This window comes from Microbacterium sp. zg-Y625 (assembly GCF_030246925.1).
Taxonomy (GTDB): Bacteria; Actinomycetota; Actinomycetes; order Actinomycetales; family Microbacteriaceae; genus Microbacterium; species Microbacterium jiangjiandongii.
The window spans coordinates 1,655,465-1,674,788 of sequence record NZ_CP126740.1; the positions used below are offsets into that span (position 1 = coordinate 1,655,465).

21 protein-coding genes and 2 tRNA genes are annotated in these 19,324 nt (G+C 70.0%); 12 read left to right on the forward strand and 11 right to left on the reverse strand.

Annotated features, from left to right (window positions below; genetic code table 11):
* Window positions 1–40 precede the first annotated feature (40 nt).
* From QNO14_RS07515 to QNO14_RS07530, 4 genes are read right to left on the reverse strand one after another with little or no spacing between them, the layout of a single operon-like run.
* Entirely contained in the window at window positions 41–1,198 is a 1,158-nt protein-coding gene (locus QNO14_RS07515) for a hypothetical protein (protein ID WP_257506192.1), read from the reverse strand.
* 52 nt (window positions 1,199–1,250) lie between these two features.
* Window positions 1,251–2,246 carry an Fpg/Nei family DNA glycosylase gene (locus tag QNO14_RS07520; protein WP_257506193.1) on the reverse strand — a complete coding sequence of 332 codons (996 nt, stop codon included), beginning with the start codon at window positions 2,244–2,246 and terminating at the stop codon, window positions 1,251–1,253.
* Window positions 2,246–2,791 carry a ribose-5-phosphate isomerase gene (locus tag QNO14_RS07525; RefSeq protein WP_257506194.1) on the reverse strand — a complete coding sequence of 182 codons (546 nt, stop codon included), beginning with the start codon at window positions 2,789–2,791 and terminating at the stop codon, window positions 2,246–2,248. Before QNO14_RS07525 ends, QNO14_RS07520 begins: the two co-directional genes overlap by 1 nt.
* A gap of 40 nt (window positions 2,792–2,831) precedes the next feature.
* Window positions 2,832–4,043, reverse strand: a complete 1,212-nt coding sequence (locus QNO14_RS07530; RefSeq protein WP_257506195.1) for a ferrochelatase — start codon at window positions 4,041–4,043, stop codon at window positions 2,832–2,834.
* Window positions 4,044–4,184: 141 nt separating this feature from the next.
* Between QNO14_RS07530 and pepN the strand changes: the two genes are divergently transcribed.
* The 4 genes from pepN to QNO14_RS07550 all read left to right on the forward strand — a co-directional run bounded on the left by pepN (window position 4,185) and on the right by QNO14_RS07550 (window position 10,155).
* Window positions 4,185–6,740, forward strand: coding sequence for an aminopeptidase N (pepN, locus tag QNO14_RS07535; protein ID WP_257506196.1), 2,556 nt, complete (start codon window positions 4,185–4,187; stop codon window positions 6,738–6,740).
* 125 nt (window positions 6,741–6,865) lie between these two features.
* Window positions 6,866–7,960, forward strand: a complete 1,095-nt coding sequence (locus QNO14_RS07540) for a mechanosensitive ion channel family protein (protein ID WP_257506197.1) — start codon at window positions 6,866–6,868, stop codon at window positions 7,958–7,960.
* Window positions 7,957–8,433 carry a globin gene (locus tag QNO14_RS07545; RefSeq protein WP_257493347.1) on the forward strand — a complete coding sequence of 159 codons (477 nt, stop codon included), beginning with the start codon at window positions 7,957–7,959 and terminating at the stop codon, window positions 8,431–8,433. Before QNO14_RS07540 ends, QNO14_RS07545 begins: the two co-directional genes overlap by 4 nt.
* A 54-nt stretch (window positions 8,434–8,487) precedes the next feature.
* Complete coding sequence (locus QNO14_RS07550) at window positions 8,488–10,155, forward strand: FAD-binding dehydrogenase (protein WP_257506198.1); 1,668 nt, start codon at window positions 8,488–8,490, stop codon at window positions 10,153–10,155.
* Window positions 10,156–10,161: 6 nt separating this feature from the next.
* Here QNO14_RS07550 and QNO14_RS07555 read toward each other — a convergent pair whose 3' ends face one another.
* Window positions 10,162–10,833: a DUF8185 domain-containing protein gene (locus tag QNO14_RS07555; protein WP_257493345.1), complete on the reverse strand. Its 672-nt coding sequence runs from the start codon at window positions 10,831–10,833 to the stop codon at window positions 10,162–10,164.
* An 84-nt stretch (window positions 10,834–10,917) separates the two neighbouring features.
* Between QNO14_RS07555 and QNO14_RS07560 the strand changes: the two genes are divergently transcribed.
* The gene (locus QNO14_RS07560; RefSeq protein WP_257506328.1) at window positions 10,918–11,766 is read left to right on the forward strand and encodes an acyl-CoA thioesterase; all 849 of its coding nucleotides are present in this window, start codon (window positions 10,918–10,920) and stop codon (window positions 11,764–11,766) included.
* A gap of 32 nt (window positions 11,767–11,798) precedes the next feature.
* Here the strand turns inward: QNO14_RS07560 and QNO14_RS07565 are convergent, their stop codons facing one another.
* The 4 genes from QNO14_RS07565 to ssb form a co-directional block, all read right to left on the reverse strand.
* Window positions 11,799–12,293 (reverse strand): acyl-CoA thioesterase, encoded by a 495-nt coding sequence (locus tag QNO14_RS07565; protein ID WP_257506199.1) that lies wholly within the window; start codon window positions 12,291–12,293, stop codon window positions 11,799–11,801.
* A complete protein-coding gene (gene ettA / locus QNO14_RS07570) occupies window positions 12,286–13,965 on the reverse strand; it encodes an energy-dependent translational throttle protein EttA (RefSeq protein ID WP_257493343.1) in 1,680 nt (559 codons plus the stop codon). The genes QNO14_RS07565 and ettA overlap by 8 nt, the downstream gene beginning before the upstream one ends.
* Before the next feature lie 130 nt (window positions 13,966–14,095).
* Window positions 14,096–14,644: a DUF6993 domain-containing protein gene (locus QNO14_RS07575; protein WP_257506200.1), complete on the reverse strand. Its 549-nt coding sequence runs from the start codon at window positions 14,642–14,644 to the stop codon at window positions 14,096–14,098.
* A 35-nt stretch (window positions 14,645–14,679) separates the two neighbouring features.
* Complete coding sequence (ssb, locus tag QNO14_RS07580; protein ID WP_257506201.1) at window positions 14,680–15,258, reverse strand: single-stranded DNA-binding protein; 579 nt, start codon at window positions 15,256–15,258, stop codon at window positions 14,680–14,682.
* 561 nt (window positions 15,259–15,819) lie between these two features.
* Between ssb and yczE the strand changes: the two genes are divergently transcribed.
* Window positions 15,820–16,437 (forward strand): membrane protein YczE, encoded by a 618-nt coding sequence (gene yczE / locus QNO14_RS07585; protein WP_257506202.1) that lies wholly within the window; start codon window positions 15,820–15,822, stop codon window positions 16,435–16,437.
* Window positions 16,438–16,441: 4 nt separating this feature from the next.
* Here yczE and QNO14_RS07590 read toward each other — a convergent pair whose 3' ends face one another.
* On the reverse strand, window positions 16,442–16,654 hold the full coding sequence (locus QNO14_RS07590) for a methyltransferase (protein WP_257493339.1): 213 nt from the start codon (window positions 16,652–16,654) through the stop codon (window positions 16,442–16,444).
* A 98-nt stretch (window positions 16,655–16,752) separates the two neighbouring features.
* Here QNO14_RS07590 and QNO14_RS07595 point away from each other — a divergent pair.
* From QNO14_RS07595 to QNO14_RS07620, 6 genes are all read left to right on the forward strand, one after another.
* Window positions 16,753–16,828, forward strand: a tRNA-Arg gene (locus QNO14_RS07595).
* Between the two features lie 40 nt (window positions 16,829–16,868).
* Entirely contained in the window at window positions 16,869–17,495 is a 627-nt protein-coding gene (gene orn, locus QNO14_RS07600; RefSeq protein ID WP_257506203.1) for an oligoribonuclease, read from the forward strand.
* A gap of 37 nt (window positions 17,496–17,532) precedes the next feature.
* Window positions 17,533–17,608, forward strand: a tRNA-His gene (locus QNO14_RS07605).
* Between the two features lie 4 nt (window positions 17,609–17,612).
* Window positions 17,613–17,978 carry a metallopeptidase family protein gene (locus tag QNO14_RS07610; RefSeq protein ID WP_257493336.1) on the forward strand — a complete coding sequence of 122 codons (366 nt, stop codon included), beginning with the start codon at window positions 17,613–17,615 and terminating at the stop codon, window positions 17,976–17,978.
* Complete coding sequence (gene clpS, locus QNO14_RS07615) at window positions 17,969–18,274, forward strand: ATP-dependent Clp protease adapter ClpS (protein WP_257506204.1); 306 nt, start codon at window positions 17,969–17,971, stop codon at window positions 18,272–18,274. The genes QNO14_RS07610 and clpS overlap by 10 nt, the downstream gene beginning before the upstream one ends.
* Complete coding sequence (locus QNO14_RS07620; protein WP_257506205.1) at window positions 18,271–18,780, forward strand: DUF2017 family protein; 510 nt, start codon at window positions 18,271–18,273, stop codon at window positions 18,778–18,780. The genes clpS and QNO14_RS07620 overlap by 4 nt, the downstream gene beginning before the upstream one ends.
* 28 nt (window positions 18,781–18,808) lie before the next feature.
* Here QNO14_RS07620 and QNO14_RS07625 read toward each other — a convergent pair whose 3' ends face one another.
* Complete coding sequence (locus QNO14_RS07625) at window positions 18,809–19,321, reverse strand: nucleoside/nucleotide kinase family protein (protein WP_257493332.1); 513 nt, start codon at window positions 19,319–19,321, stop codon at window positions 18,809–18,811.
* Between the last annotated feature and the right edge of the window lie 3 nt (window positions 19,322–19,324).

Consider the following 19,324-nt stretch of genomic DNA (forward strand, 5'->3'; position numbering starts at 1 on the left):
ATCGGCGCACGTCGTTCGCGGTCATGCCGCCGGGCGCCGCTCACCATCCGTCGATGATCGACATGAGACCCGCGAAGGCGAAGAGCCCCGGGACCGCGTAGAGCAAGGTGAGGGTGAGGAACCAGCCGACCGCGCCGAGTGCCGACCAGACCGGGCTGGTGTGGCGATTGCGGATCTGCAGCCGCCGACCATCGGGACCGATCGCGGGCTGCTGATGCATCCAGGATTCGTCGGATGCCTCCATCACCGTCTGGCCACCGGTGCGCGCCGATGCCGACGCGTGATGTCCGGCAGAGTGCGGGGCGCGCTCATCGCGGTAGTACAGCGCCCGGCGTGCGACGCGGGGAGCGACGCCGGTGACGATCGCGTAGACCGACTCCCACGGCTGGGCAGTGGTGAAATCCGCCGCGGGCGACGTGAAGAAGACGAGGGTGTCGTCGATGATCTCCACGTTGTAGCCCGCTGCGTCGTCGATGAACGCGGCCATCACATCGGGGGTGAACAGATACAGCGCGTCGCGCTCGTACTCCGCCGGCGTGTACAGGTGGAACCACCGGTCGAAGTCCCCCTCGAGCGACAGTCGCTGGTTGCGCGCCACGGTTCCCGGCAGGTCGCTGACCGCGCCGTTGTTGGCCGTCGAGTCCAGGATGAGGTGCGGAAGCGGAGCCGGGAGACGGAGGGCCAGGTAGTGCCAGTGCGTGGCGCGCGAGGCCTGCTGGGTGAGGTTTCCGAACTCCAGGTTCGGCGCGACGAAACGCGGGTACTCCCGCACACCGCGCCGGGCATGACTGATGAGCGACGGAAAGGTTGCGACACTGCTGGGCTGCGGATGCAGGCCGTTGGCGAGGGCGGTGAGCGTCTGTCGCCACTGGGCGATGCGGGCGCGCGGCGATGGCGGCTTCGCCGCCCAGCGGTACAGCCAGAAGGTGCCGCACAGCCACACCGCGAGGATTGCCACCGCGATGCCGAGGTCCCGGAAGTCGGACGGGCTCGCCGTGCCGTCCTGCATGCCGTCGACACGGATTCCGATCGTCATGAACGCGATGCACAGGTACCACAGCAGCAGACAGTGGTTGACGTGCACGAGCACCTGGCGCTTGGTCGGCACCCAGCCCGGCCGTGAGTCACGGCGGATGCCGGCCATGGCCGCCGCCACCTCGGCTTCGGGCGCGCTCAGCCATCGCAGATCCAGAGACATCACCCCAGGCTAGGGGGCGACGCGGGCCGCGCTGGACGCCGCCGGCCCCGTGTCACGCCTGGCAGCGCGGGCACCAGTACAGCTTGCGGGCGGCCATCTCCTCGACCACGATCGCGGTGCCGCAGACCCGGCACGGGAGCCCTGCGCGGTGGTAGACCCAGTGCCGGTCGTCGCGGGAGGCCATCGCCTTGCGGTAGTCCTCCGGCGCCAGGTCGTCCATCGTCATCATCTGACCGGTCTCGACGCCGATCGCCAGCAACCGCACCCAGTCGCGCCAGAGCGCGCGCACGGTCTCTTCGGGAACGTCGCGTCCGGGGGTGTGCGGGTTCTGCCGCGCGCGGAAGAGCATCTCGGCTCGGTACACGTTGCCGATGCCGCTGACGACGTTCTGATCCATGAGCAGCTGCCCGATCGGTGTGGGCTTGCGCCGCACCGTGCGGGTGAAGCGCTCCTCCCCCTCGGCCACGTCGCCGACGAGCGGGTCGGGACCGAGCTTCGCGACGGTCGCGAGCATCTCATCTGTGCTCTGCAGCTCGCACGCGGTGGGGCCACGCAGATCGGCGCACGTGATGTCGGTCATGAGCCGCAGGCGCACCTGGCCGACCACCGGCGGGGGCCACTCCAGATCGTCGCCGAGTCCGGTCGTCTGCTCCGACATGCGCACGTGCACCCGCGTGCGCCGCGGCGCGCCGATCGACGACAGGGAGTTCTCCCCCGCGGCATCCATGATCGGCTCATCGCCGAGCACCGTGCCGCGCTGGTTCGTCTGTCCCATGCGTCCGTTGGCGGAGGCGATCGTGGGATCCACGAGGATCTCGCCGGCGAAATCCCACGCGCCGTAGAGGCCGAGATGCACGCGCAGCCACAGGTCGTCGAAGGCGAGGAACATCTGCTTGCCGACAGCTCGGGCCTCGGTCGGGGTGCGGCCGTCGAGCACGGCGGCGCCCTCGGCGAACCGCCCCTGCGGGCTGGATGCCGCAACCGTCCGCCCGACGAAGTTGCGCTCGAACTGGCGGGCGATGCGGTGGACGGAATGGCCCTCGGGCATCAGCCCGCTTCCGGGTCGAACGAGCTGTCGTCGGCGGCGAGAACGTCGGCCTGCACGCCCGCGGCCCGCGGGTCGGGCTGGAGGGACCCGTCGATCTCGTAGGCCGCCAGCTGGGCGATGCGCCGCGCGTGGCGCTCCTCACCGGAGAACGGGGTGGCGATGAAGCGGTCGATGAACGCGGCCGCCTCGTCGAACGTGTGCTGACGGGCGCCGATGGCGATCACGTTGGCGTCATTGTGCTCACGGGCGAGCTCTGCGGTCGCGATGCTCCACACCAGAGCCGCACGCACACCGCGCACCTTGTTCGCCGCGATCTGCTCGCCGTTGCCCGAGCCGCCGAAGACCACGCCCAGTGTCTCGATCCCGGCCTCCTGGTCGCGCACGACGGCTTGGGCCGCCCGGATGCAGAAGGCGGGGTAGTCGTCCTGCGCGTCGTACTCGAGCGGGCCGTGGTCGACGAGCTCGTGACCTTCGCCGGCCAGGTGATGCTGCAGCTGGGTCGAGAACTCGAGGCCGGCGTGGTCGGTCGCGATGTGGATGCGCATGGTCAAGATCCTAGGGTCGGCACCCGGCGGGGGCGGAAGGTCAGGGTGCGATGCCGGCGGCTGCCGGCTTGAACCCGGCGCGGACGTTCTCGCAGCACGCGGGGCGGCAGACGTCGAACCAGGGACCGAGCTCGGTGCGGTGCGGTCGCTCGGCGGCCGGCGTGCCCTCGATGCGCTCGACCACGAGGTCGACCAGTCCCGACACATAGGCCGGGTCGACGCCCGGGGTCGGCGTGCGGACGGCCCGCAGACCCGCTTCCTGCGCGGCCTCGATCGCCTCGGTGTCGAGGTCCCAGAGCACTTCCATGTGGTCGCTGACGAATCCGAGCGGCACGATCGCGACGGCCTTCACCCCGGCGTCGGGAAGCGTCTCGATGACGTCGCAGACGTCGGGCTCGAGCCACGGCTGCGAGGGCGGGCCGGAGCGCGACTGGTACACCAGGTCCCACGGCACCGAGGCCGCCTCGGGGCGCTCCGCGACGACGTCGGCCATGATCACCTCGGCCACCGCCCGGTGCTGCGCGGCGTACGCGCCGCCCTCGCCCCAGTCGACGTCGCGCGGGCCGGAGCGCTTCGCGTCGTCGATCGGCACGCTGTGGGTGGAGAAGAGCACGCGGATCTGCTCGGGGGCAAGGCCCTCGTCGAGGAACCCGGCGACGGCAGCGAGCACACCGGCGCTGAACGGCGCGACGAAACCGGGGTGGTCGAAGAACTGGCGCACCTTGTCGATCGTCACGACGTCGCCGAGGCCGGTCTCGGTCAGCACCCGCGCGAAGTCCTCGCGGTACTGCCTGCAGCTCGAGAACGAGCTGTAGGCGCTCGTGGCGACGGCGATGAGTGTGGTGTCGCCGGCGGCTGCGGCATCCTGCACCGCCTGCTCGAGGTAGGGCGCCCAGTTGCGGTTTCCCCAGTACACGGGAAGATCGATGCCGCGCCGGGCGAGCTCGTCCTTGATCGCCGCCTTCAAGGCCCGGTTCTGGTCGTTGATGGGGCTGACGCCGCCGAAGTGGCGGTAGTGGTGCGCCACCTCTTCGAGCCGCTCGTCGGGGATGCCGCGCCCCCGGGTGACGTTGCGCAGGAACGGGATCACATCGTCCTGCCCCTCGGGGCCGCCGAAGCCGGCGAGGAGGATGCCGTCGTAGGCGACGGGTACCTCGACATGGGGCGAACCCGATGCGGATGCGGGAGAAGCGAAGGGAACCCGGGGCTCTTCGCGCTCGATGACCGGTGGGGTGGCGTCGGTTGCACTCACCCTCCCATTGTCCCACCACGCCGGCGATGCTCGGGGCCGTGGTGGGGTTCTTCCGCGGCCGTCGCCGCTGCAGAGCGTAGGCTGAGGGATCGCCCGGCGGGACCGGGCACTGACCCACCCGAAGACCTTGGGAGAACCAACGTGCCCGGAGAGAACCTCACCCGCATCGAGGCGCAGGAGCGCCGCGCCGTCGTCGACCCGACGGCCGGCATGTCGTACGAGATCGCGCTCGACCTCAACCGCGGTGCGGAGGTGTTCGGCTCCCGCACCACCCTTCGCTTCGCCGCCACCCCTGGCGCCGACACGTTCATCGACCTCATTGCGCGCGACGTGCGCGAGATCACCCTGAACGGCCGCTCGATCGACCCCGCGACGGCGTTCGCCGATTCGCGCATCGCACTGTCCGGGCTCGAGGCCCAGAACGAGCTGATCGTCGACGCCGACTGCCTGTACACCAACACCGGCGAGGGCCTGCACCGCTTCGTCGACCCGGTCGACGGCGAGGTCTATCTCTACTCGCAGTTCGAGGTGCCGGATTCCCGCCGCGTCTTCGCGGTGTTCGAGCAGCCCGATCTGAAGGCCACTTTCCAGTTCACCGTCACGGCACCGGAGCCGTGGAAGGTCGTGTCCAACTCCCCCACGCCCGAGCCCCAGCGCCACGGCGACGGCACCGCGACGTGGACGTTCGAGCCCACACCGACGATCTCGTCGTACATCACCGCGCTCGTCGCCGGCCCCTACGAGGCGACCTTCTCCGAGCTCACCAGCGCGTCGGGCCGGGTCATCCCGCTCGGCGTCTACGCCCGCAAGAGCCTCTGGCAGCACCTCGACGCGGACTACGTCTTCGACAAGACGCGTGAGGGATTCGCGTACTTCGAGGAGAAGTTCGACTACCCGTACCCGTTCGCGAAGTACGACCAGCTGTTCGTGCCGGAGTTCAACGCCGGGGCGATGGAGAACGCCGGTGCGGTGACCTTCACCGAGACGTACGTCTTCCGCAGCAAGGTGACCGACGCGGTCAAGGAGCGCCGCGTCGTCACGATCCTGCACGAGCTGGCCCACATGTGGTTCGGCGACCTCGTGACGATGCGCTGGTGGAACGACCTGTGGCTGAACGAGTCGTTCGCCGAGTGGGCGTCCACCATGGCCACCGCCGAGGCCACGGAGTGGACCGAGGCGTGGACCACGTTCAACGCGATGGAGAAGACCTGGGCGTACCGCCAGGACCAGCTCCCCTCGACCCACCCCGTCGTCGCGCAGATCAACGACCTCGAAGACGTGCAGGTCAACTTCGACGGCATCACATACGCCAAGGGCGGGTCGGTGCTCAAGCAGCTCGCCGCGTGGGTGGGCATCGAGGAGTTCTTCGCTGGAGTCGCGGCGTACTTCAAGAAGAACGAGTGGTCCAACACCGAGCTGTCGGACCTGCTCGTCGAGCTCGAGCGCACGAGCGGCCGCGAGCTGTCGACGTGGTCGAAGAAGTGGCTCGAGACGGCGGGGGTGAACACGCTGTCTCCCGAGATCGCCACGTCCGACGATGGGATCATCACCCGGTTCGCCGTGGTGCAGACGGCGCCCGCCGACTACCCCACGATCCGTCCCCATCGCCTCGGCATCGGCTTCTACCGTCTGCAGGGCGGCGCGCTCGTGCGGGTGCATCACGAAGAGCTCGACGTCGACGGCGACCTCACGGAGGTGCCGCAGCTGAAGGGCCTCGCGCGTCCCGACCTGGTGCTGCTGAACGACGAGGACCTCGCCTACGCGAAGATCCGCCTCGACGAGCAGTCGCTGCGGACCGCCATCGCCCATCTCAAGGACATCAGCGACCCGCTGGCGCGTTCGCTGGTCTGGGGCGCCGCCTGGGACCAGACCCGCGACGGCGAGACGGCCGCGAGCGACTACGTCGACCTCGTGCTGCGCAACATCGGCAGCGAGACGGAGTCGACCACCGTGCGCACGACCCTCGGTCAGCTGCAGTTGGCCGCCAACTCCTACGTCACCCCGGCCACCCGCGAGGCGACGCGTGCGCGCGTGGCCGATGGTCTCTGGAAGCTCGCGCAGGGGGCCCAGCCCGGCAGCGACAGCCAGCTGCAGTTCGTCACCGCGTTCGCCGCCGCGGCCAGCACGGCCGCGCACACGCAGACCGTCAAGGCGCTGCGCGACGGCGAGACGGTGCTCGAGGGGCTGACGATCGACACGGATCTGTCGTGGCAGCTGCTCGTGTCGCTCGCCGCCGCCGGTGCGGTCACCGCCGAGGACATCGACGCGGCCCTGGCCGCCGACAACACCGCCAAGGGCGGCGAGTTCGCCGCACAGGCCCGCGCGGCGCTCCCCACCCCCGAGGCCAAGCGCGCCGCATGGGCGTCGCTGATCGAACAGGCCGACGCGCCGAACACGATCGTTCGTGCCGCCGCAGCCGGCTTCGTGCACCCCGCCGGTCGTGAGCTGCTGTCGGAGTTCGTCGCGCCGTACTTCGACATGCTGCTGCCGATCTGGGAGTCGCGAACGTACCAGATCGCCCAGTACCTGATCGTCGGGCTCTACCCCGCGCCGCTCGCCGATGTGGCGCTGCGCGACGCGACGCGGTCGTGGCTCGCCGCCCACCAGGACGCGCCGCCTGCGCTGCGCCGCCTGGTCGCCGAGAACCTCGCAGGCGTCGAGCGGGCGATCGCGGTGCAGGAGCGCGACGCGGAGTAGCAATCCGGCAAATGCTCTGACGCCCCGGTGCCCGCAATGCGGCACCGGGGCGTCGTGCGCTGCGCGGCTCTCTCGCAGCCGCCGCACACAGGCGGGGTGCATACGGAGTGGCTAGGCTGGCTCCGATGGACGACGTGACGAGCCCCGACGTGACGAGCCCCGACTTCTGGGGGAAGGTGCTCAAGTTCCTCATCGAGGCGGGCTGGAACCTGCTCGCGGTCGCACTCATCCTCGTCGGCGGGGTGGTCGCGGCGTGGGTGCTGCGCATCGTCATCCGCCGCACCGTCAACCGCATCGTCTCGGGTGCGAAATCCAAGGCTCGGGTCGACGACACGCAGGCGCTCGAACGGTCCCCGCTGGCGCAGGTGCGTCTGGTGCAACGCACCCGGACTCTCGGCACGATCCTGCAGAACATCGTCAACGTCGCCATCGTCATCATCACGGTGCTGCTCATCGTGCAGGTGCTGGCGCCCACAGCCCTCGGCTCGTTCGCCCTGCTGTCCGCCGCCATCGGCGCCGGACTCGGTTTCGGCGCCCAGAACATCGTCAAGGACGTGCTCAACGGCATTTTCGTGGTCGCCGAGGATCAGATCGGCATCGGCGACGTCGTGGATCTGGGGCTCGCCACCGGCGTCGTGGAGTACGTCTCGGTGCGCGTCACGCACGTCCGTGACGTCAACGGCACGCTCTGGTACGTGCGCAACGGCGAAATCACCCGCATCGGCAACATGTCGCAGGGCTGGTCGCGCGTCATCATCGACCTCGCTGTCCCGGTCGACGCCGATGTCGACGAGGTCGAGAAGCAGATGCTCGCGGCCGCCAAGAGTCTGCAGAAGGACCCGAAGTGGCGCACCCGCGTGCTCGAGGACCCGGAGGTCTGGGGTCTGGAGTCCGTCAGCGGGGAAGCGCTCGTGATCCGACTGGTGATGAAGACCCGGCCCAACGCCAAGGATGATGTCGCCCGGGAGCTGCGCATGCGGCTCAAGCACGCCGTGGACGAAATGGGGCTGACCCTCCCCCAGCTCACCTCCATCACGCTGACCGGTCCCGAGGGCGCTCAGCGGGTGCGCGGCGCCAACCCGCCGATGACGCGGCCCAACCCGGTGCCGAAGGACTCCCGACCGACGTGGAAACCCAAGCGCACGGACAAGAGCAGCGCCCAACCGGACGGCGGCGACGGCTCTGCGCCCCCGCCCTCCGACGAGGAGACGAAGCCATGACGGATGCCGCACCCCGCTCGTTCTACGACGAGGTCGGCGGGCACGAGACGTTCGTCCGGCTCGCCGCGGCGTTCTACCGCGAGGTCGCCGAGGACGACGTGCTGCGCCCGATGTACCCCGAGGTCGACCTCGAGCCCGCCGCGCGCCGGCTGGAGATGTTCCTGGCGCAGTACTGGGGCGGCCCCAGCACCTACAGCCAGGAACGCGGCCACCCGCGCCTGCGCATGCGCCACGCCCCCTTCCACGTGAACCCCGACGCTCGGGACCGCTGGCTGGCGCACATGCGCGTCGCCGTCGATGAGCTCGGCCTGTCGCCCCTCCACGAGGCGACCCTGTGGGAGTATCTCGACAGGGCGGCGCACGCGATGGTGAACACCTTCGAGCCGACGGGCATCGGTCCGGCACCGGCCGGCCGTGACGCGACGGGGTTCCCCGTCGTCGCACGCAGGCCTGAGGGAGAGACACCGGGCTGAGCGCCGCGGGAGACGCACCGGGCTGACGGCCCGGTCGACGACGAAGGAGTCGCCATGACCACCGCCACCATCAGGGCCGACGTGCTCATCATCGGGTGGGGCCTGTCGGGCCTCGTCGCGGCCGGTGAGGCCGTCGCCGCCGGCAAGCATGTGGTGATCGTCGACCAGGAGCCGCGCACCAACCTCGGCGGACAGGCGTGGTGGTCCTTCGGCGGGCTGTTCTTCATCGACTCGCCCGAGCAGCGCCGCCTCGGCATCCGGGATTCCTTCGACCTCGCCAGGCAGGACTGGCTCGGCACCGCCGGTTTCGACCGCGAGGACGACGATGTGTGGGCGCGCCGTTGGGCTGAGGCCTACCTGCACTTCGCGCACCACGAGAAGCGCGCCTGGCTGCAGCAGAAGGGGCTGGGGTTCTTTCCCATCGTGGGATGGGCGGAACGCGGCGGCTACACCGCGACGGGACCCGGAAACTCCGTGCCACGGTTCCACATCACGTGGGGCACCGGCCCGGGCGTCGTCGCGCCCTTCCAGGCAGCGGTCGAAGAGGCGGAGCGGCAGGGCCGGCTGACCATCATGCCGCGCCATCGGGTCACCGCGCTCACCGTCGTCGACGGGGCGGTCACCGGTGCCACCGGCGACCTGCTCGCACCGTCCGGCGCCGCGCGGGGCACGGCCACCTCACGAGAGGTCGTGGGGGCGTTCGAGGTGACAGCGGGGGCGACCGTCGTCACCTCCGGCGGCATCGGCGGAAACCACGATATGGTCCGCCGGCGCTGGCCGGAACGGCTCGGCACCCCGCCCGTGTCGATGGTGTCGGGGGTGCCCGCCTACGTCGACGGTCACATGCTGTCGGTGGCGGAACAGGCAGGAGCGCGCGAGGTCAACGGCGACCGCATGTGGCACTACGTCGAAGGCATCCAGAACTTCCAGCCGGTCTGGCCGCAGCACGGCATCCGCATCCTCCCCGGCCCGTCGTCGATCTGGCTCGACGCGACGGGCCACCGCCTGCCGGTCCCGCTGTTCCCCGGCTTCGACACCCTGGGCACCCTCGCCCACCTCCGACGCACCGGTCACGACCACTCCTGGTTCGTGCTGTCGTACAAGATCATCGAGAAGGAGTTCACGCTCTCGGGAAGCGAGCAGAACCCCGATCTGACCGGCAAGGACGTGCGGCTGCTCATCTCGTCCCGACTGGCGAAGGGTGCCGCCGAACCCGTGCAGGCCTTTCTCGACCGTGGGGCGGACTTCGTCGTGCGCGACACCCTCGATGAGCTCATCGCGGGGATGCGGGACCTGCCCGGCGGCGACGCCCTGGATGCCGCGCGGGTGCGCACCGAGGTGGAGGCGCGCGATCGCGAGATCGAGAACGCCTTCACCAAGGATGCGCAGATCGCGATGATGCGCTCCGCGCGCGCCTTCCGCGGTGACCGGCTCGTGCGCACCGCCACACCGCACCGCATCCTCGACCGCTCCGCCGGTCCGCTCATCGCGGTGAAGCTCCATGTGCTCACCCGCAAGTCGCTGGGCGGCATCCAGACCGATCTGCAATCCCGGGCGCTCGGCGCCGACGGGCAGGTCGTGCCCGGGCTGTATGCGGCGGGCGAGGCGAGCGGCTTCGGCGGCGGCGGCATGCACGGCTACCGGGCGCTCGAGGGCACCTTTCTCGGCGGGTGCCTGTTCTCCGGTCGGGTCGCGGGACGTGCGGCAGCGGCGGCCGTCTGACGCGGGTCAGGCCGCCGTACCGGTCGCCCGCACGGGCGTGAGTCCCGTCTTCACCGGTCCACGCACGAGCACGTGACCGCGGCGCAGACTCAGGCGCGTCCACGGCCCCGCGGTGCGCAGCTCGACCGTCTCGGCCCCTCCGATGAACCCCAGTCCGAAGGCGGCGAAGGCGACACCGAGCGGCAGCCCCGCCAACGCGGCATCCTGCGCCCCCCACACCGACGCGCGCACCGCGCGTACGGCGTCGTCACCGGCGTCGCGAGGCACGGATTCGGCAACGGCGGCGATGCCCCACTGGGCGCGGGTGGCGATCGTCGCGGCATCCAGCGTCCCTGCGGGTTCCCAGCCGCCGCGGGGTGGGGCGACACCCGCCCAGGGCGCCGACACCGCGGCGTCGGGGAGCGTGAGCGCGAGGGGATCCTCCGAGACGACGAGCGCCGTGGCATCCACGACGACATCGGTGAGCAGCTCCGGATCGACCGTCGACGCCCGCAGCCCCAGCACCGTGGGTGTGGAATCGAGCAGTCCGCGCGGGGCCAGTGGCGCGCAGGTCATCACGAGCGTTCCGGATGCCGCCTGCAGCCGCACCGCGCCGTCGCCCATCCGCGACGCGCGGGACGCGAAAGTCGCCGCGTCTGCTGCGGCACGGTGGTCGGGGAAACGGAGGCGGTGGGGCATCCGCCTTAAACTATCAAGTGGCGCCGTGCGCGCCGCGCAGACAGGAGTCCCGTGCCCGATACGCCCACCGATCCCGTCGCCACCATGCTCTCGGTCATCGACCTGGCGGCGTCTGCCGCCCGCACCACCGAGGACATCTTCACGGGTGCCTCGCATGCGATGCCCAACGGTCGCGTGTTCGGAGGGCAGGTGCTGGCGCAGGCGATCACCGCCGCCGCGCGGACGCTCCCGCCCGAGCGCGTGCCGCACTCGATGCACGGCTACTTCCTGCGCCCGGGTGATGTCACCAAGGGGATCACGCTGTCGGTCGACCGCATCCACGACGGCCGTTCCTTCTCGACACGCCGCACGCAGGCCTACCAGGAGGGCGTGCCGATCTTCTCGATGATCGCGTCGTTCGAGGACGAGGATCCCGGGATCGAGCACGGCGCGCCGATGCCGTCGGACGTTCCCGCGCCCGAGGACCTGGCCGGCACGGAGGCACTCGACCCGTCCCGGCATCCCCTGTCCCTACGGGTGCTCGAAGGCGGTCCGATCGAGCGGCGCTACGTCGCCTCCCCCATCTACGACACCGTCGACGGCGATCGCACGCCGCACCAGGGCGTGTGGATGCGCACGCGCTCTCCCCTGCCCGACGACCCGGCGATCCACCGCGCGGTGCTGGCGTATATGAGTGACCTGACCATCCAGGAGCCCGTGCTGCGCGCCCACGGGCTGCCGTGGTCGACGCCGGGGCTCAAGGTCGCGAGCCTCGATCACGCGATGTGGTGGCACCGGTTCGGGCGGGTCGACGAGTGGGTGCTCTACACGCAGGAGTCGCCGAGCGCGCGCGGCGGCCGCGGACTCGCCACGGGGCGCATCCACAGCCGTGACGGTCGGCTGCTGGCCACCGTCGCCCAGGAGATCATGATCCGGGTCCCGGGCGACAGCTGATCCCGAGCCCGACCGGCGGGCGCCGGGTCGCGTCAGCGGCGGTGTGCGTAGACGATGGGATCGCCGACGTACGGCGCCCACGCCTCGCGCATCTCTGGGGTGAGGCGCACCGGACGGCCGGTCGCGCTGCTCACCATCACCACGATCGCTGTCGAGCGGGCGTAGAGGGTGTGCGGAGACTCCCCCACAGGGCTGTACACGTCATAGCAGACGTCGATGCTCGACCCGCCGAGGCGCCCGATCCACAGCTGAACGTCGAGGGGCCGCTGCTGGTACGGCACCGGGGCGAGGTACTCGATCTCCTGGCGCGCGATGAGCGTCATCGTCTCGGCACTGGCGCTCAGGCCGGAATCCAGCACGGCGGTCGGAGGACCTTCCATGCCGGCGTCCGGCCGCCAGAACGCGCGAAGACGCGCCTCCTCGAGGAGCTTCAGCATCGACGTGTTGTTGACGTGGTTCAGCGCGTCCAGGTCGCCCCACCGCAGCGGGATGGGCACGTGGATGCGGCGCGGGCCGGGCTCAGTCACGCGTGAGCTTGCGGTACGTCGACCGGTGCGGGTTGGCCGCGTCCGGCCCGAGGCGTTCGATCTTGTTCGCCTCGTACGCCTCGAAGTTGCCCTCGAACCAGTACCACTTGTCCGGGTGCTCCTCGGTGCCCTCGTACGCCAGGATGTGCGTGGCGATGCGGTCGAGGAACCACCGGTCGTGCGTGATGACCACGGCGCAGCCGGGGAACTCCAGCAGCGCGTTCTCAAGCGACTGCAGCGTTTCGACGTCGAGGTCGTTGGTCGGCTCGTCGAGAAGCAGCAGGTTGCCGCCCTCCTTCAGCGTGAGCGCGAGGTTCAGACGGTTGCGCTCACCACCGGAGAGCACGCCGGCCTTCTTCTGCTGGTCCGGACCCTTGAAGCCGAACTTCGAGACGTAGGCGCGCGAGGGGATCTCGATCTTGCCGACAGTGATGATGTCGAGTCCGTCCGAGACGACTTCCCACAGCGTCTTGTTCGGGTCGATGTTCGAGCGCGTCTGGTCGACGTAGCTGAGCTTCACGGTCTCGCCGATCTTCAGCTCGCCACCGTCCAGCGGCTCGAGACCGACGATCGTCTTGAACAGCGTGGTCTTGCCGACTCCGTTCGGGCCGATGACGCCGACGATGCCGTTGGGCGGCAGGCTGAAGCTCAGGTTGTCGATGAGCGTGCGGCCGTCGAAGCCCTTCTTGAGCTTCTTGGCCTCGATGACGATGCTGCCCAGGCGCGGCCCCGGCGGAATCTGGATCTCCTCGAAGTCGAGCTTGCGCGTGCGGTCGGCTTCTGCCGCCATCTCCTCGTATCGGGCCAGACGCGCCTTCGACTTGGCCTGGCGCCCCTTGGTGTTGGAGCGCACCCACTCGAGCTCGTCCGCGAGGCGCTTGGCCAGCTTGGCGTCCTTCTTGCCCTGGATGGCGAGACGCTCGCCCTTCTTCTCCAGGTACGTGGAGTAGTTGCCCTCGTAGCCGATGAGCCGTCCGCGGTCGACCTCGGCGATCCACTCCGCGACGTTGTCAAGGAAGTACCGGTCGTGGGTGATGGCGATGACGGCGCCTGTGTACTTCTGCAGGTGCTGCTCGAGCCACAGCACGCTCTCGGCGTCGAGGTGGTTCGTGGGCTCGTCGAGCAGCAGCAGGTCCGGCTTCTGCAGCAGGAGCTTCGTCAGCGCCACGCGGCGCTTCTCGCCACCGGAGAGGTTGGAAACCGAGGCGTCGCCCGGCGGGGTGCGCAGCGCGTCCATCGCCTGCTCGAGCTGCGAGTCGAGATCCCAGGCATCCGCCGCGTCGATCTCCTCCTGCAGCGTGCCCATCTCCGCCAGCAGGGCGTCGAAGTCGGCGTCGGGGTCGGACATGAGGGCCGAGATCTCGTTGAAGCGGTCGACCTTCGCCTTGATGGCGATGCCCTCCTGGATGTTCTCCAGCACCGTCTTGGACTCGTCGAGTTCCGGCTCCTGCATGAGGATGCCGACACTGAAGCCGGGGCTGAGCTTCGCTTCGCCGTTGGAAGGGGTGTCCATCCCGGCCATGATCTTGAGGATCGTCGACTTTCCGGCGCCGTTCGGGCCGACCATGCCGATCTTCGCGCCAGGAAGGAACGACATCGTCACGTCATCGAGAATCAGCTTGTCGCCCACGGACTTACGGGCGCGCACCATCTGGTAGATATATTCGGCCACTTCGGTACCACCTCAGCATCGCAGTCAGATCCGCTCGCGGCACAGCGGCGCGTCGAGGGCGCCGGTGATGCGAGGGAGAAGTCTCGTCCAGCCTACCAACCACCCCCGGCGGGCCGCGTGCCCGCCGGGATCACCAGTCGATCGGACGGGTCTCGCCCAGCAGGCATCCTCCGCCCGCGAGGGCCGGTGCGACGGACGTCACGACAGTGCCGGTGACGGGTCCGGCCTGACCCAGCAGGCACTCCTCGCCCCACTGCACCGCGAATTGGAGTGATTCGGCCGCGTTGCCGATCGTCGAAGTGTCCTCGGTCACCTGCATCGCGGCTTTGTCGAAACCCGCAGCGACAAGGGCATCGATGTAGGCGCGCCCTTCGGCGCTCTGCGGCGACGCCCACACCGTCTGCGCCACGGCGGTGAAAAGCGGCAGGTTGTCTGCGGCGGAACCGTCGGGAGACAGCGCAGGACCGGCCGGCTCGGGTTCGGTGGCCGTCGGAGCGCCCGCTGTCGGCGAGGCGGGTGCGGGCTCCGGCTGAGGAGACGGCGCGCACGCGGTCGCGAGAAGAAGGGCGGCCGCCAGGGCCAGCGCGGCGCGCGCGGCCCGCCGTCCCGACGGGCCGCGGCGCACAGCGGCGGCGACCGTTCCTGGGTCGGGCGCGAAGGCCGCGGGATGACGGAGCACGCCGGAAGTCTAGAGCGCCCCGTCTCCCCCGGCCGTCAGAACGGTGTCTCCTCCCCGTCTGCGAGCGCCCGCCCGCCCGCGGTCACGAGCGCGGGCTCCGCTGCCGACCGGGCAACTCCGTGCGCCGGCGCACCCGTGCCGCGGGTGTGCTCATCGAGCTCGTCAGGGCGATCCACTGCAGGCAGTGTCCATCCCTCGGCGTCGACGCGCGCAGTCGGGGCAGGTTCCGCCGATGCGCCGCCGCCTGCCTCGGCCGGGCGCGCCGCGCGCGTGAAGGCGGTCGTGCCCCAGCGCAGGTCGGGTCCGAGCGCGTGCGCGTCGAGATCGGCGGTGACGCCGCTTCGCGTGTCGTTCTCCCAGGTGCGCAGACGCAGCGTGCCCACCACGATGACGCGGTCCCCTTTGCGCAGCGATCGCAACGCGTGATCTGCGAGGCTGCGGAAGGCCGAGACGTGATACCAGTTCGTATAGGCGTCGACCCATGTGTTCGACTCCTTGTCGAATCGCCGCTGCGTGCTGCCGACGCGGAAGGCGACGACGACGTCGCCGCCGGCCGTGGACCTCCGCTCCGGATCGGCGGCGAGGTTGCCGGTGACGGTGATCAGTTCGCTCATGGTGTGCCTGTCCTCTCGTGTGGGCGCGGGGTGCTTCCCGCCGCTTCGGCACCCGCGTGCCCGTCGGGTGCCGAAGCCCTTCCACGATGCCGCCCGGACACCGGGCCGTGTCGGCGCGCAGGCCTCTTCCGGGGACGGATCCGCATACTCCGCGCATGTGGAGGAGACGCCGCTCGGCAGTACCGCCCCGATGTCGGAGGTCGCACATATGTTCGACACGAAAGGAGGCTGCGATGATCGCAACGATGACGCCCCCCGTTGTGGGCCGTGAGGCGCGGGCGACCCTGATTCCTGCCGGACCGGAACTGTGGCGCGTTCTCGACACCGGAGGAAGGGTGATCGGGCACGTCCGCCGCGTGGCTGACGGGGCGGACGTGAGATTCCGGGCGCTGCGCTACCACCCCGCCCGCCGAAGCCTCCTCCCGGTGGGGGACTTCTGGTCTGCAGCCGAGGCCGTGAACTGCCTCACGTACAGTCGCTGACCGCGCCGTGCCCCGTCGTGTCATCCCGAGGGCTGTGACGGGCGCGCGCTGCCCTCCAAGCGTGCGGTTGACTGAACTCGTGACACGACGTGTGCTTCAGCTGTTGGTGGGGCTGCTGCTGTTCGGCGCCGGATGCGCGCTGATGGTCCAGGCGGGCATAGGCCTGGACCCCTGGACCGTGCTCGCGGAGGGGATCTCCCGACAGACGGGCATCGGCATCGGCTGGGTGACCAATCTGCTGGGCTTCCTGGTGCTGCTGCTGTGGATCCCCCTGCGCCAGCGACCGGGTGTCGGCACGGTCGCGAACATCGCGCTGGTCGGCACCGGCATGCAGCTCACCCTCGGCGTCCTGCCGCACCCGAGCGGCTGGGTGTATCAGGCCGCGATGTTCGCTGCGGGCCTGGTGGCGGTCGGCGTGGCATCCGGGCTCTACATCGGCGCGCGTTTCGGACCCGGCCCGCGTGACGGCCTCATGACCGGCCTGAACGAGCGCCTCGGCTGGCCGATCTGGGCCTGCCGTCTTGCGGTCGAAGCGACGGTCCTCGCCGCGGGATGGCTGCTCGGCGGTACGGTCGGGATCGGCACCGTGCTCTTCGCCCTCCTCATCGGGCCGCTCGTGCACACGACGCTGCCGTGGTTCGACACGCGGCGTCGGACGGTCGCGGACGCCGACATCATGCCGCAGCGGGCGGTCTGATCCCTCAGTGCTCGCGGAACTGCGGCCACTCCGACCCCGGGGTCATCTGGGCGTGCAGCGCGCCCTTCGCGGCCTCCATCGACGGGTACGTCCCGTGCACGTCGTCCGCCCCGGCCATGGTGACGACGTACTCCTCTTCGATCTTGCGGATCGTCCCGGCGACCCCACCGCTCCCATAGGCCACCCAGAGTTGCGTCCGCTTCTCGCCTGCAGTCATCCTCGAACCCTTTCGACACGTGCACGCTACGCCGCAGCGGGACAGCCCGCCACGGACTCCGCCGAACTCCGAGGGTGATCCCGGTAGCCTGGAGGTGACCCCCCGTAGCTCAGTGGATAGAGCAGGAGCCTTCTAATCTCTTGGTCAGGCGTTCGAGTCGCCTCGGGGGGACCAAGCGGATGCCGCGTCTGAGGCCCCACGTAGGATGGAGCCCATGGTGGCGGCTTCTGAGAACGACAGGCTCGTGTGGATCGACTGCGAGATGACGGGGTTGGACCTCGCGGTCGACGAGCTCGTCGAGATCGCGATCGTGATCACCGATTTCGAGCTCCGCGCGGTGGACCCCGGCTTCCAGATCGTCATCAAGCCCGACGCCTCGGCGCTGGCGAACATGAACGACTTCGTCACCAAGATGCATGAGTCGTCGGGACTGCTCGCCGAGCTCCCCCAGGGCGTCAGCCTCGCGCAGGCCGAGCACGAGGCCTTGGAGTACATCCAGCGCTTCGTCCCGATCGAGGGCAAGGCCCCGCTCGCGGGAAACACCATCGGCACCGACCGCATGTTCCTGGCGAAGTACATGCCGCGCGTGGACCGCTGGCTGCACTACCGCAACGTCGACGTGTCCAGCATCAAGGAGCTCTCGCGGCGCTGGTACCCCCGGGCGTACTTCAACGCCCCGGCGAAAGAGGGCGGCCACCGGGCCCTCGCGGACATCCAGGAATCGATCCGCGAGCTCGCGTACTACCGGGCCGCCGTCTTCGTGCCCGAGCCCGGCCCGACGAGCGACGAGGCGCGCGCAGCTGCGGCGTCGGCCGTGTCGTCATTCGCTCCAGAGGTGTGAGAGAATTGAGAGGTTGCCCGCTCAGGCGGGAGACATGGTGGGTATAGCTCAGTTGGTAGAGCACCTGGTTGTGGTCCAGGGGGCCGCGGGTTCAAGTCCCGTTACTCACCCCAAGAAGTGCCGGAAGGCACGATGATCGAGATGGATGCCGCGGCGTTCGAGCAGCTCGTCGTCGACGAGCTCGATCGGCTGCCCGATGACATGGTGGGTGGGCTCGACAACGTCGTGTTCGTCGTCGAGGACCTCCCCGAAGACGGCGGTCTCGACCTGTTCGGCCTGTACGACGGCTGGGCGCTCACCGAGCGCGACCGCTACGGCATGGGCGAACTGCCCGACCGCATCATCGTGTACCGCGAACCGCATCTGCACGCCTGCACCTCGGTCGAGGAGCTTCGCGACGAGGTGCACACCACGCTGGTCCACGAGATCGCGCACTTCTACGGCATCGACGACGACCGCCTGCACGAACTGGGATGGGCATGATGGGCATCGCGACACCCGATCTCGACGAGACCACACGCCTGGACGAGAGCGCGGCGGCCGACCGTCCGTGGCAGACCGTGGTGTGGAACGACCCGGTCAACCTCATGAGCTACGTCGTGCGCGTGTTCCGCGAATACTTCGGGCACTCCCCCGAGGTCGCCACCCGCCTCATGCTCGCCGTGCACCACGAGGGACGCGCGGTGGTCGCCGAGGGCGCGCGCGAACAGATGGAGCTGCACACGCAGGCGATGCACGACTACGGGCTGTGGGCGACCGTGCAGCGGGCGCCGGCATGAGCGCTCACGACCCCGTCGTCATGGAGATCACCCTCATCGAGGGCGCCCACCTCGCCGACCTCGTCTCGCAGTTTCTGGAGCTCCTCGAGGACGGCAGCCCTTCCGGCATCCGCCCGCCGGAAGACCCGGCCCTCGCTCGACTCGTCCCCGACGCATATCGCGACGACGCGGATGCCGCGCGGGAGTTCCGCGCGCTGACGGCATCCGATCTGCTGAGCCGCCGCCGCGACGATGCCCGCGCCGTCCTCGACGACCTCTCCCCCGACGGTCAGGCGCTTCATCTGGTCGAGCTGCATCCGGATTCGCTGGCGGAGACCCTGCCCGTGACGCTCTCGAGCGAACGCGGCCGCGCCTGGCTCCGCACCCTGAACGCGCTGCGTCTCGTTCTGGCCACCCGCTTGGGCATCGACGGCGAGGACGACCACGACGCGGGCGATCGACGCTTCGCCATCTACGACTGGCTCGGCTATCGCCTCGACGGGCTGGTCGCGGCGCTCGGGCGATGACGCCGGGCCGCTCGTGCGCGCCGCGTCGTCAGGGGATCTGGAACACGTGCGTCGCCCGCTCGCGGGGACTGTTGCGTGCGAGGTGGCGTTCTTCCTGCTCGGCCCAACGGGTCCAATGCGGCCGGAAACTCTCGCCGTCGCGCGCCAGGGCCCGCGCCTGGCGCGACGCTGCCGGCGACTCCAGCCACACCCGCACGTCGCCGAGCCGCGAATTCTCCGGCGTGAGCAGGCCGGCGCCCTCGACGATCAGCGGCAAGGAGGGGTCCACCGCATGCGCCTCGGCGCGCGCGCCGACCTCCCAGTCCCAGCGTTGCCAGACACCGACCAGTCCACGCGCGTGGGGCCGCAGGATCTGGTCGCGCGCGTAGACCGCGCCCTCCGAGAGGCCGTCCCAGCCGGGATAGAGGGAGTCGAGCGCCACGAGCTGCACGCGACCGCGCTGCGGCCACCGGGCGACGAGTTCGCGCGCGAGCGTGGATTTGCCCGCGCCGCTGCGCCCGTCGATGAGGACCACCGGATTGGACGCGCCCACGGCGAGCACCGC

Excerpts from the sequence above, each read along its gene's own strand:
- QNO14_RS07545 (WP_257493347.1), top strand. The coding sequence starts at position 7,957 with ATGACGGATGCCGCACCCCGCTCGTTCTACGACGAGGTCGGCGGGCAC.
- QNO14_RS07540 (WP_257506197.1), top strand. The coding sequence starts at position 6,866 with ATGGACGACGTGACGAGCCCCGACGTGACGAGCCCCGACTTCTGGGGG.
- QNO14_RS07515 (WP_257506192.1), bottom strand. The coding sequence starts at position 1,198 with ATGTCTCTGGATCTGCGATGGCTGAGCGCGCCCGAAGCCGAGGTGGCG.
- clpS (WP_257506204.1), top strand. The coding sequence starts at position 17,969 with ATGGGCATGATGGGCATCGCGACACCCGATCTCGACGAGACCACACGC.
- QNO14_RS07555 (WP_257493345.1), bottom strand. The coding sequence starts at position 10,833 with ATGCCCCACCGCCTCCGTTTCCCCGACCACCGTGCCGCAGCAGACGCG.
- QNO14_RS07590 (WP_257493339.1), bottom strand. The coding sequence starts at position 16,654 with ATGACTGCAGGCGAGAAGCGGACGCAACTCTGGGTGGCCTATGGGAGC.
- orn (WP_257506203.1), top strand. The coding sequence starts at position 16,869 with ATGGTGGCGGCTTCTGAGAACGACAGGCTCGTGTGGATCGACTGCGAG.
- QNO14_RS07620 (WP_257506205.1), top strand. The coding sequence starts at position 18,271 with ATGAGCGCTCACGACCCCGTCGTCATGGAGATCACCCTCATCGAGGGC.
- ssb (WP_257506201.1), bottom strand. The coding sequence starts at position 15,258 with ATGAGCGAACTGATCACCGTCACCGGCAACCTCGCCGCCGATCCGGAG.
- QNO14_RS07520 (WP_257506193.1), bottom strand. The coding sequence starts at position 2,246 with ATGCCCGAGGGCCATTCCGTCCACCGCATCGCCCGCCAGTTCGAGCGC.
- QNO14_RS07525 (WP_257506194.1), bottom strand. The coding sequence starts at position 2,791 with ATGCGCATCCACATCGCGACCGACCACGCCGGCCTCGAGTTCTCGACC.
- QNO14_RS07560 (WP_257506328.1), top strand. The coding sequence starts at position 10,918 with ATGCTCTCGGTCATCGACCTGGCGGCGTCTGCCGCCCGCACCACCGAG.
- QNO14_RS07550 (WP_257506198.1), top strand. The coding sequence starts at position 8,488 with ATGACCACCGCCACCATCAGGGCCGACGTGCTCATCATCGGGTGGGGC.